11 protein-coding genes are annotated in these 9,816 nt (G+C 38.0%); 5 read left to right on the forward strand and 6 right to left on the reverse strand.

Translation table 11 applies throughout. From position 1 onward, the window contains the following. Positions 1 to 102: 102 nt before the first annotated feature. From folP to mqnE, 5 genes are all read left to right on the forward strand, one after another. On the forward strand, positions 103 to 1,239 hold the full coding sequence (folP, locus tag GSY74_RS05685; protein WP_164664135.1) for a dihydropteroate synthase: 1,137 nt from the start codon (positions 103 to 105) through the stop codon (positions 1,237 to 1,239). Between the two features lie 112 nt (positions 1,240 to 1,351). After that, on the forward strand, positions 1,352 to 2,512 hold the full coding sequence (locus GSY74_RS05690; RefSeq protein WP_164664136.1) for a DUF819 domain-containing protein: 1,161 nt from the start codon (positions 1,352 to 1,354) through the stop codon (positions 2,510 to 2,512). 124 nt (positions 2,513 to 2,636) lie between these two features. Beyond that, positions 2,637 to 3,584 carry a hypothetical protein gene (locus GSY74_RS05695; protein ID WP_164664137.1) on the forward strand — a complete coding sequence of 316 codons (948 nt, stop codon included), beginning with the start codon at positions 2,637 to 2,639 and terminating at the stop codon, positions 3,582 to 3,584. Next, positions 3,581 to 4,651 carry a dipeptide epimerase gene (locus GSY74_RS05700; RefSeq protein ID WP_164664138.1) on the forward strand — a complete coding sequence of 357 codons (1,071 nt, stop codon included), beginning with the start codon at positions 3,581 to 3,583 and terminating at the stop codon, positions 4,649 to 4,651. Before GSY74_RS05695 ends, GSY74_RS05700 begins: the two co-directional genes overlap by 4 nt. Before the next feature lie 164 nt (positions 4,652 to 4,815). Continuing rightward, positions 4,816 to 5,880 carry an aminofutalosine synthase MqnE gene (gene mqnE, locus GSY74_RS05705; protein WP_164664139.1) on the forward strand — a complete coding sequence of 355 codons (1,065 nt, stop codon included), beginning with the start codon at positions 4,816 to 4,818 and terminating at the stop codon, positions 5,878 to 5,880. Positions 5,881 to 6,032: 152 nt separating this feature from the next. On the opposite strand, the gene GSY74_RS05710 is transcribed toward mqnE, so the two are convergent. Genes GSY74_RS05710 through GSY74_RS05735 form a run of 6 tightly spaced genes read right to left on the reverse strand, consistent with a single transcriptional unit; the run spans position 6,033 to position 9,737 of the window. Next, positions 6,033 to 6,494, reverse strand: a complete 462-nt coding sequence (locus GSY74_RS05710) for a DUF1456 family protein (protein WP_164664140.1) — start codon at positions 6,492 to 6,494, stop codon at positions 6,033 to 6,035. Then, the gene (locus GSY74_RS05715; RefSeq protein ID WP_164664141.1) at positions 6,481 to 6,960 is read right to left on the reverse strand and encodes a C40 family peptidase; all 480 of its coding nucleotides are present in this window, start codon (positions 6,958 to 6,960) and stop codon (positions 6,481 to 6,483) included. The genes GSY74_RS05710 and GSY74_RS05715 overlap by 14 nt, the downstream gene beginning before the upstream one ends. 8 nt (positions 6,961 to 6,968) lie before the next feature. Beyond that, positions 6,969 to 7,421 (reverse strand): hypothetical protein, encoded by a 453-nt coding sequence (locus tag GSY74_RS05720; protein ID WP_223157479.1) that lies wholly within the window; start codon positions 7,419 to 7,421, stop codon positions 6,969 to 6,971. Between the two features lie 49 nt (positions 7,422 to 7,470). After that, positions 7,471 to 7,935, reverse strand: a complete 465-nt coding sequence (locus tag GSY74_RS05725) for a hypothetical protein (RefSeq protein ID WP_164664142.1) — start codon at positions 7,933 to 7,935, stop codon at positions 7,471 to 7,473. Positions 7,936 to 7,992: 57 nt separating this feature from the next. Then, positions 7,993 to 9,075 carry a 4Fe-4S dicluster domain-containing protein gene (locus GSY74_RS05730; protein WP_164664143.1) on the reverse strand — a complete coding sequence of 361 codons (1,083 nt, stop codon included), beginning with the start codon at positions 9,073 to 9,075 and terminating at the stop codon, positions 7,993 to 7,995. After that, positions 9,072 to 9,737, reverse strand: coding sequence for a molecular chaperone (locus GSY74_RS05735; protein ID WP_164664144.1), 666 nt, complete (start codon positions 9,735 to 9,737; stop codon positions 9,072 to 9,074). Before GSY74_RS05735 ends, GSY74_RS05730 begins: the two co-directional genes overlap by 4 nt. Between the last annotated feature and the right edge of the window lie 79 nt (positions 9,738 to 9,816).

Raw genomic sequence — 9,816 nt, forward strand, 5'->3', positions numbered from 1 at the left:
AATTAATTTCAAAAATATTGGAAACGATGGCTTCAGCCTCGTCTTGTTCGGGACTAAAGTCGCCGATTCCGAGTGAATATAATATTGGCTAGGTACTTAAGTATGAAAATATATCAAATAGGTAATATAAAAAACAAAAAGCAGTTTCTCAAAGATATGAATGTCCAAGGTGGAGGGGTCTCTATTATGGCTAAAAAGATGGAACTTTTTTATTTTTATATAAAAAATTTGAGAACACCTGCCGCCAATATATTGAAACAAGATGCTCTAAGTGTAGGGGCAGAGTTGGCAGTACCATCAGGGGTGATTACTTGTGCTAAAGAGTCTTATGATTGTCTGCTTATTGGAACTAGAAAACATATGGAGATACTCTCTAAAAAAGAGTTGGCTCAACCTTTTGGGCTGAAAAATGTGGCTAAAGAGTTGCAACTATTTTTAAAAACCAAAGAGTACCCAGTACAGGTAATGGGTGTGATTAATGCCAATGATGACAGTTTTTTTTCAGGTAGTAGATTTAAAGAGAGTGATGCTATAGAGAAGATAAAGCAGATGATAACCGATGGAGCTACCATTATAGATATAGGAGCAGTATCTAGTCGACCCAATGCCAATGTGGTTGGTGTTGATGAAGAGTTGAATAGAATAAAACCTATCTGTGATATTATCCGAGCTGAGAAGCTTTATGATGAGGTATCTTTTAGTATCGACTCCTATACACCTAAAGTTGTGGAGTATGCTTTAGAGAGTGGATTTAATTTGGTTAATGATATTACAGGTGCAAGTGATGAGAGTATCATTAAATTGGCTGTCAAGTATAGAGCAAAACTTTGCATTATGCATATGCAAGGAACACCACAAACCATGCAAAATAGTCCAGAGTATGCTGATGTGATGGTAGAGGTATCGGAGTTTTTTGAAGAGAGAGTAGAGAAGTGTGAAGCTTTGGGATTGAGCCGTGAAGATATTATCTTGGATGTAGGGATAGGATTTGGCAAGAGTCTGGAGCATAATTTGACACTTATAAAAAATATGAGACATTTCAAGAAGTTTGGTTGTGAAATTCTTATCGGTGCTAGTAGAAAATCGATGATAGATAGGATAATATCTACACCTACAGAGGAGAGATTGGCAGGGTCGTTGGCGATTCATCTAAAGGCTGTGGAGAGTGGAGCCTCTATTGTTCGCTGTCATGATGTGAGAGAGCATGTTCAGGCTTTGAGGGTTTGGGAGAGGTTATGATAATTAAAGTACGCTTATATCCCCATAGCTGAAGCTAGGGGTTTTACGCTAAATTTAGGTAAGTTATCTATAAAAATATGATAAAATTACATTTTTTAAGGATTTCAACAAAATGATACAGACAGCATTCCCCTACCTAACCATCCTCCTCTTTATAGCCTCAACTTTAGTCTATATGGAGTATAAAACAAAAGCAAAACTATTTGAGTACCTCCCTGCCATAGTCATACTCTACTTCACCGTTATGACCCTATCATCACTAGAACTGTGGACAAAAACAGATGAGATAAATAGTGCTTACAAAGCCTTCAAATTAAATCTGCTACCTGCCATGATTTTTTTAATGCTACTCCAAGCAGATGTTCGCAAGATACTCAAACTTGGCAAAAAAATACTCCTCGCTTTTTTCTTGGCATCCTTTAGTATCTCACTAGGCTTTATAATAATGTTCGCACTCTTCCACAACCTATTTGAAGAGGGGTCATGGAGAGCATTTGGAGCATTGAGTGGCTCTTGGATGGGTGGAACTGGCAATATGGTAGCGATTCAGAGTGCATTGGAGCTTCCTGATAGTAAAATGGGCTATGTTTTGCTCATTGACTCTATTGATTATGCTATATGGGTAATGATTCTTTTGGCTCTTGTGCCATTTGCTTCAAGGTTTAACTCATGGACAAAAGCAGATGGTAGTCTGCTAGATACGCTTACCTCTAATCTTGATAATAGTGAGAAAAAAGAGCCAACAGATTTTCCATCTCTATTTATGCTCTTGGGTCTAGCTCTTATGGTATCAGTTATCTCTCAAACCCTAGCCTCCTATATGCCAACAACAAGCTTTTTGACCCAAACCACTTGGATTGTTATCTTTGCTACCATTACAGGTGTAACATTTGGAATGACCCCACTAAGCCGTCACTCCTCCGCCTCACCTCTAGCAAATATTATGCTCTACCTTATCGTAGCCCTCATCGCTTCTCGTGCTAACTTTGCTGAACTCACAGAGGCTCCACTCTATATTGTGGCAGGATTTATGATTATTGCTATTCATGGAACTATTATGGTAATATTTGCAAAACTATTCAAGCTCGACCTATTTACCCTTGGTGTTGCATCACTAGCAAATATCGGAGGTATTGCTTCTGCTCCTATCTTGGCAGGGGCTTATCATAAAGCTCTGATTCCTATAGGGGTTTTGATGGCTATGATGGGGTATATCATCGGTACTTTTATGGGACTTGGGGTCTCTAAGATTTTGATGATTATTGCGTCATAACTAATATTAGACTTCTTTCAAAACTCATTTGGAATCGGAGACTTTAGTCCCGAAAATAACGAGGCTAAAGCCATCGGTTCCTAGTTTTGAAAGAAATCTATTATCACATTAAAGAGGAACAAACATGCAACGAATAATAACCTTACTCATAATACTTAGTTTGAATGGATACACAACCGATATGAAAATAGACAAAAATAGCTTTCAAGAGGTTTGGAATCAACTGATTTCAGACCCTTTAACTATCTTACCCCAAAATGAAATATCATTTGGAAAACTTTCTACATGGAGTAGAAATATCATCTTGGAAGATGCCAAAAGGACGCTAGAAGAGAGAGCAGACATCTTAGAACCATTTGATAAATTAGTCCACCCAAACGGTATCTGTCTGAAGGGTATTTGGGAAATTTATAGTGAAAACCCATACAGTGGATATTTCAAAAACTCTAGCAAGGCGTTGATTATCGCACGAGCATCGTCAGCCATGTCAAAAACTTGTCGTGGAGAGATACGGGCATTTGGACTTGCTGGTAAACTTTTTCCTACTATGAATCCTCTACAAATCAATGAAGAGCATACGGCAAACTTTTTTGTTATAGATGATTTGGGGGGAACAGATGCAGAACACTATACCGATGTAGCATTGACCAATGAACCGACAGTTACTACCACTAGTGAGGTTCTGAAAAATCTGCTTTATGGATTAAAAGTAACAAAAGCTTTTTCCACTGCAGATAAAAACTCAGGAATACGACAAGTTTACGAGATTTCAGAACTAGGCGAGAGAGATAAAACCAATATTATTACCCCTAGATGGATGAAAATAGAAGCCCAAAAAAGACAAACTGTTGATGCTGAAGATTTTCGGGATGAACTGCTTATAGGCGAAAATAAGAAACTGATTTTTGATATTTCAGTGGCTAGTAGAAATATAGATGGAGAGAGAGATTGGCAAACTATTGGGACTATTACATTTGATAGTTCTGTGGTTTCTAGCTCTTGCGACCATCGGTTGCATTTTCATCATCCTAAGTGGAGAGATGATTTAAACTCACCCAAAGGTAAAAAATGAAAATAAAAAAAATAGAGACTCAAATAGTAAAAGCCCCACTGAAAACACCATTTAAAACAGCTCTAAGAACAGTAACACACCTAGAAGATTTGGTTGTCACTATCCATGCCGATAAGGGACTAATAGGTTATGGAGAGGGAGCATCCACAGCCGTTATTACAGGTGAGACTTTAAAGAGTATGAGAGGGGCAATAGAGCATATTAAACCTATGCTTATCGGTAGAGAAGTTGAAGATTTCAATGCACTACTTCGCACAATAGAGCATAGTATGATACATAACACAACTATCAAATCAGCCCTAGAGATGGCACTGTATGACCTACTAGCTCAATCCTTGAAACTTCCTCTATACAGACTTTTAGGTGGCAGTCAAACTAAATTTGAAACTGATATTACTATTAGCCTAAACGATATAGATACTATGATAGAGGATTGTCAAAATGCGATAGAGCTTGGTTACGGTATCTTAAAAATAAAAGTGGGTGAGTCTATAGCCAAAGATTACGATAGAATCAGAACCATTGCAGAGTCATTTCCAGATACAACTTTGCGAATAGATGCCAATCAAGCTTGGTCGCCAAAAGAGTCTGTAAGATTACTTCAAAAATTAGAGAACCAAGGGATAGTAACTGAACTGATAGAGCAACCCGTAAAAGCCAATGATTTTAGAGGGATGAAGTATATAAAAGAGAGAACCATAACCCCACTTTTGGCTGATGAGTCTGTCTTCTCTGCCAAACAGGCTATAGAACTCCTAGAGATGGATGCTTGTGATTTAATCAATATCAAACTAGCTAAGTGTGGTGGTATCTCTCATGCTCTGAAAATTGCTGACATAGCTGAACTCTATGATGTAAAATGCATGATTGGCTGTATGTTAGAGGGACCTATCTCTGTGGGAGGTGCTGTTCATGTGGCTTCGGCTAGGTCTAATATTATCACCATGTTGGATTTGGATGGGGCTAGTCTTTTGGCTACCAATCCTGTTGAAGGTGGAGTGCTGTTTAATGAGAGTGAGATTGTGATTACTGAAAGTTATGGACTTGGAATTAGAAAAATATACTAGACATCTTGCAAAATTAGGAACCGATGGCTTTAGCCTCGTCATATTCGGGACTGAAGTCTCCGATTCCAAATCAGTTTTGCAAGAAGTCTACTAAAAAACGACACTTATTTTAGTACCCCTAAACTATTGTTGTTATAATACCAAAAAATAATTATGGACTATATATGGATTTAATCAAAAAAGTAAAAAACAGAGAGAGACTAACACAAAAGGAGGGAGAGGCTCTTTATGACCTTGACCTTTTTACTCTTGGTGAGTTAGCAGATGAGATTAGACAAGAGAAGTTTGGAAAAAAAAGCTACTTCAATATCAACCGTCATATCAATCCAACTAATGTATGTGCTGATATATGTAAATTTTGTGCCTACTCTGCAACAAGAAAAAATCCAAATCAATACACCATGAGTCATGAAGAGATTTTGGCAATAGCTGAAAACTCCTACAGTATGGGTGCAAAAGAGATGCACATCGTCTCTGCACATAATCCCAATGATGGTGTGGAGTGGTATATGGGAGCATTTAGAAAGATAAAAGAGAAGTTCCCCTCTCTTCATATCAAAGCGATGACCGCAGCCGAGATAGATTTTCTAAGTCGCGAGTATGGTCTATCCTATGAAGAGGTAATAGAGCAAATGATAGAGAGTGGTGTTGACTCGATGCCAGGTGGTGGAGCAGAGATTTTTGATGAAAAAGTAAGAGAGTATCTATGCAGAGGAAAGGTAAGCTCACAACAATGGCTAGATATTCATGAGATGTGGCACGGCAAAGGTAAACAGAGCAATGCAACAATGTTGTTTGGTCATATTGAGAGCAGAGCAAATAGGATTGACCATATGATAAGACTGCGTGATTTACAAGATAGAACAGGTGGATTTAACGCTTTTATCCCACTGGTTTACCAAAAAGAGAACAATTATCTCAAAAACTGCAACTACCCGACAGGTCAAGAGATACTAAAAACCTATGCGATTAGTAGAATTATACTAGACAATATCCCACATCTCAAAGCCTATTGGGCAACAGCGTCTATAAATCTAGCTCTTATAGCCCAAGAGTTTGGAGCAGATGACCTTGATGGGACAATAGAGAAAGAGTCTATCCAGTCAGCCGCAGGAGCAAAAAGCTCTCATGGAATGAAGCTAGATGAGTTTGTGGAGATGATTAAAAATTCTGGATTTACTCCTGTGGAGAGGGATAGCCTGTATAATGAGTTGAAGATTTACTCGTAAGAAGTCCAAATTAGAATATGAAGTTAGATGTGGATTGGTACTTATTTCGGCAAGGCTAAAGCTCATGCCAATGAATTAGCGAGGCTAAAGCCGTCGTTTCCTTATATGCAATCTGCATTTTCGGAATCGGCGTGTTTACACCCGAACTATTTTTAATGAAATGATTTTGCCTTATCCAATCCTTCCAAAAAAGCGATAAAGAGTTCATCAGAACAGCTCTTGAAATTCTTGTGTCCCTCTGAACGAAACAGAGACCCTACCTGTCTCTTGGTAAGATTCACATCAGCTAGAGCAAAAAGAGTCACAAGTTCAGGCTCTTTAAGCTCCAGTGCTATACGAAGTTTTTTCAGCATTAGATTATTGCTCAAAGCTACAGCCTCATCACTTTTAGCCTTGGGACTTGGACCTCGTTTTAAGATAACAAAACCATCCAAAAAAATACCCAACTCTTCATAAGTAGCCTCTTCGTATCCTTTATCTTGACGGCGTTTCAAGATATTTGCTAACCTCTCTTTACCCATCTCATACTCTGTTAAGGCATAAGCTTTGATTATCGTCTCATTATCTAATGAGAGTGCTGTTTTTATTTTAAATAATATATCATTTATTTGCATTGATATGTTTGCCCCATCTAAATTTATTTTTGTACCAACCATTCATATCTGAAATAGTCACAGAGTAAGCCCTTCCACTACTAGCATGGATAAACTTACCAGCTCCAAGATAGATACCTGAGTGGTTGACATGACCTTTGAGAGAAGTATCAAAAAAGACCATATCACCCTCTCTTAGCTGATTTTTTGAAAGTTTTCTACCCTCTATTTTGGATTGAGCCAAAGAGGTTCTTGGAATATTAACACCTACAGTTTTATGAACAGCATAGACAAAACCTGAACAGTCGAAACTATTGGGTCCAGTGGCTCCATATCTGTAGGGTTTACCAAAATGTTTTTTGGCAATTTTTACAATATTGTTGGTAGAGTATGAACTGCTAGAGAGACCTACTCCCTTGGTTGCTGGTCGTGCTAAACATCCTGAAAATATAAATATAAATATAATGAAATATATAATTTTTTTCATAAAATATCCTAAAAATACTCACTCATAATATGAGGAAATGACCTAATCGTTCTCTCCGCTTTGGCTATCTTCTTTTCAAACACAACCTTGGAGTGAGGAAACGACTCTTGAAACTCCTCATATATATCTATCTTCCTCTGCATATTCTCCTCCATCGCATCCAAAACCAACTGCATTCGCTCTTGACTCACTGCATATTTCATCAGTAGCTCAAACATCCGTTTTCGAGGATGAATAGCCATAGAGTCACCAGCCACATCAGCAATCTCTTTGATATCCCATCGTGAGAGATAGATTCCACTAACACTTGGTGCGATTATCTGTGCATAGAGTGCTTCTGTATATGAGGGATAATCTTTGAGGTCAATCTCCTCCTCACTATCACAACTACCATCGCTACAGAACTCTTCACCTTTTTTTAGTGCCTCAAACTCGGCTCTTAACTCATCTATATCTCTCACTATTTTCCTTTTTTATAGGGCAGACACATCGGTCTGCCCCTACATATTTTTATACGATTATAGGTATTTTATCCAAATCAACTTTAGCTTTATACCATCTCTCTGCTAGTAGCATCATCCTAATAGCCAACGACATTTTATCATCAAAAAATTCTGGATTTTCCACAAGTTCATCAATAGCAACATCAAGATTGTACCCCATAATCTTACCATCAACCACCTCTACAAATCCAACCAAACCTCTCACCTTGGCTCTCTCATTGAGTTCATCACAATACTGCACAGCCTCTGCTTGAAACTCTGGCTCGATTATCATTCTTGTGACTTTAGAGTTTGCAAGATTTTTCATGGTCACAGCAAAATGTTCAGCTTTGATATTAAGGGCAATCGCAGTAGCATTTGTCCCACACTCTCTTAGTATTTTATTAAAATACTTTCGTCTATCACCTGTCTGTGCATTGTAGCCAATAATGGTACAAAGCTCTGTATCTGGTCTAATCTCTTCTGGTTTCATCGTTTACCCTTTTTTAAATTTGTGAAATACTACTCACTATTTGTAGAGGAATTGTTTTTAGAAAAATTTAGGATTTGTATGTAACTCCATAGCCTCACTCTCCTCAGACTTACATCGTATACACTCCACCAAACCACCTGTATAGGTAAAGTGATTGCCACACTCATTACACCGTTTAATATTAAACGAAGCCAAAGTTCTCTGCGTCGGCTCAAAAAACTCTTTTATCTCAAACCCAGCTTGAATCCCAATCGAATTTGGCTCACAGACATCATGGCAGAGGTGACACTTCACACACATCATAGAGTCAAAATTTATCACCGAAAACTTGGCATCAGAACTCAAAGCCCCTGTCGGACAGATACGATAACAGATTTGACAATTGGTACAGGTCTCATCTACAAATTTTTGAGAGGTAAACGATATATCTTCACTTGCCAAAATCTCATAGCTCTTGGGTCTCTCCACTCGTTTTAGCACAGAAAAAAGTAACTTCCGTTTGTCTGGAATATTTTTGTTCTTTATCTTAGATATAACTTCACTATCCAACTCAAAAGCTTTAAGCTCATCAGCATCCACTACCTCATCAAACGACTGCTTGTTTTTTAAAGCACCCTTGAGAGAGAAGAGCGAACGCCTATCGGAAACAGTCTCTTTTTGGGTAGCTTTACTCTCAAACACATCTGTAAGAATCCTCTTATCAGAAAAACTCTCTAACAGAAAATTAGCCTCTTCAATATTGGCTTTTATCTGATTGGTCAGTCTATCACTCTCTCCACCACAGCTACAGCCATCTACATTCATCACTAAGTTCTCATCCGAAGCCAAAGCCAAAGAGATAAGATGCTCAACAGAGAGAATACTCAAACATGGAATCTCCGTTTTACAAGCTAAAAGCTTCTCTTTTGACTCCAAAAACTCAAAAAAGAAGTTAACAGAGGAGAAATCTTTCAGTGAAAAAGCTTCCGTAGGACATACCCCAACACAACCACCACAATCAATGCAGGCTGATGGAGTAAAAGCAGGGATATTATCTACTATCTCTATAGTTGAGACAGGACATATATCCACACATTTGGTACATTGAGAAAACTTACTAGTAGCCCTAACACAAGAGGCTACGCCAAACTCTATTCTCATTTTTTATGTTTTGACCCACAAGTTCCAGGAAGAGTAATATTTAGCTTCTCACTAAGATACTGAAAATCACTCAACAGAAACTCCATCACTAACTCCGCCCCATCATGATAGAGAGGTGTTCGTGACTCTTTTTTCATATTGATAAGATACATCGGAGCCCAATTAAGCAGATGGTCGAGTAGAAAACCTCGTTGGACATAAAACAGCTCTTCAAGAGCATCCTCATCATCTGCCTCAATAGCTTTTTCCATAGCAGAACAGAGCATATACATAAACTCCAACTCCACCCCAATATGGTCAGGACTCACGACTCTAGCCTTGTCAAGCTCCACTCTAAAATCTAAAGCATTATACAGCTCTATGACAGGATTATCTCCCCCACTCTCTATCATCTGGTCATCTCTAGTGTAGAAACTCTCATAAGGAACAAGATGAAGCAGAAAAAGATTGGTATAGTCCACATCCAAATATCTCTCTTTTAGGATGCTTGAACTAAACTCTTTTCGTTTATCCCAATTTTTGTAGTTTGGAAAAAGATTCAAAAGTGCCTCATTGGACTCAATTGACTTTAGAAACTCATCATCTACCTCACTCATCATCAATCTTGATATGACAGCATACAGCGTAATTCGGTTTCCTAACTCTTCGTTTGTTATATTCATAAATTACCTTTTTTAATCAAAGATTATATTTTACTATATTAAAAGCAGATTCTCTTTAAATATTATATATAAAACTTCT

This window comes from Sulfurovum sp. bin170, assembly GCF_010892395.1.
GTDB lineage: Bacteria > Campylobacterota > Campylobacteria > Campylobacterales > Sulfurovaceae > UBA1140.